Below are 1,771 nucleotides of genomic sequence, written 5' to 3'. Positions count from 1 at the left end.
CGGGAAAGAAAAGAAGTTCATCAAGGGTGGACGGCTGCACATGTATCCACCAGGCATGAATCTCTATCGAAAATCAAAGGGGATCCAACCACCCGACAGGGAGAAAATGAAGTGGAAAGAAGCAAAAAAAATAGCAGGGACGGCTCCCCACTACGAAAAAAGCTATCATATTGAATCCGAAGAATTCGAAAACACTGTAACTTTTATTCAGTACAATACAAAAAGATAGCTTGGAAATACGGCAAGAAAGTTTTCTCTGTTATCGCTAAGTAAATGCTCTCTACAACCCTTGAATCTCGCACATTCAGGGGTTTTCTATTGCCATTATAGCACGTTTTCGTTAACAAGAACGTATTTTCTACATACGAATATTTGTTCGCAAAAAAGGGGAGCTGCTGGACACTGGGAGGAGCCTGTGAAGGAGGGGCCCAGTACTGGCAGCCCCCCCTTTTTCGACCTAAAATTGACGATTCGGAACCTGTTCGGAAGTGAAACCAGTTCGGTTGATAGGTTCGTTTATTTGGAGGGGCTCTCTTTAGTAAACTTTTGGAGGTGGTCCCAAAGGGCGAATTTACCCTTGGGGATTGCCTTCAGGAGTTTAAGAGGGCAGAGGCTCCATGTCAACGGTTCTATGCTATCGTAATCAAGTAAACTTCTTATTGACGTTTGTCATGACTAAAAGGTATAATTTGCCTATATTGGGAAAGGAGGTTGATAGATTTGGAAAAAATGAGAGTTAGCTTTAGATTAGAGGCGTTTTACATTGAAATGCTTGATAGGTTGGTAAAAGGTAATGGAGTATCTAATAATCGTTCTGATGAGCTTAGAATGGCTATTATAGCCGAATATGAGCGTGTTTTTGGTCAAGGTTCTTCGGTTGAGTTGATGCAGAAATTTAAGTGATTTTGGGGTTTGCTCTTATTAACTTGATTTTAATTAAACATTAGCAGAAAAATGAGGGGTAAAAAAGATGGACAAGCATCATAAGGACAAGGTTTGCATCGCTGAAAATGCCCTTGTAACGGTTACTCGTATGAATCACATTATCGAGGTTCAGCACATGGAAAAAATGAATAGCAAAAATCATATTCAGAAGTTGGACAAAGATACCTATGTTGATTTGGAAACAGGGGAGATAAAAGAATTTGAGCATTCCGAAAATCGAAAAGATAACCAAAATTCTCTAAGACAATCATTTAAGAAACTTAGGTATCTGATAAATAATAGTTTCGTAGGGCAAGCGAATGAATTGCACGTCACTTTAACCTACAAGGAGAACATGACGGACACAAAACGGCTGTATGAGGATGTTAAAAAGTTTTTCATGCGTTTGCGGTATGACTTCAAGGAAACGTCCTCAATCGATTATTTAACCGTTGTGGAGCCACAAGGAAGGGGAGCATGGCATTGTCACGTTCTGATGCGGTTTAACGACCTTGAGAGGGTTTATATCAAGAATTCCGATTTGAGGGCAATCTGGGGGCATGGGTTCGTTGTAATCAAGTCTCTGAAGGACGTGGACAATATAGGGGCGTATCTTTCGGCTTATTTAACCGATATCGAACTTGATTTAGCCAAATTTGAGACTGGAGAGATGGATTATAAGGCTTTTATCGGGAAAGAGTTTGAAATTGCTACTAAGCAGATTGACGGGAAAGAAAAGAAGTTCATCAAGGGTGGACGGCTGCACATGTATCCACCAGGCATGAATCTCTATCGAAAATCAAAGGGGATCCAACCACCCGACAGGGAGAAAATGAAGTGGAAAGAA

3 protein-coding genes are annotated in these 1,771 nt (G+C 40.7%); all 3 read left to right on the top strand.

Going from position 1 to position 1,771, the window contains the following annotated elements; all coding sequences use genetic code 11:
• On the top strand, positions 1 to 229 hold a 229-nt coding region (locus ACSVDD_RS29635), incomplete at its 5' end, for a hypothetical protein (RefSeq protein ID WP_448192997.1).
• Positions 230 to 720: 491 nt separating this feature from the next.
• Positions 721 to 903 carry a hypothetical protein gene (locus tag ACSVDD_RS29630; RefSeq protein ID WP_448192996.1) on the top strand — a complete coding sequence of 61 codons (183 nt, stop codon included), beginning with the start codon at positions 721 to 723 and terminating at the stop codon, positions 901 to 903.
• A 67-nt stretch (positions 904 to 970) separates the two neighbouring features.
• The coding region (locus ACSVDD_RS29625; RefSeq protein ID WP_448192995.1) for a rolling circle replication-associated protein at positions 971 to 1,771 on the top strand (801 nt) is incomplete at its 3' end.

This window comes from Azospirillum terrae, from assembly GCF_053470425.1.
Note: the sequence above shows the minus strand (reverse complement) of the source record. Positions and strands in the feature narration are given on the sequence as shown.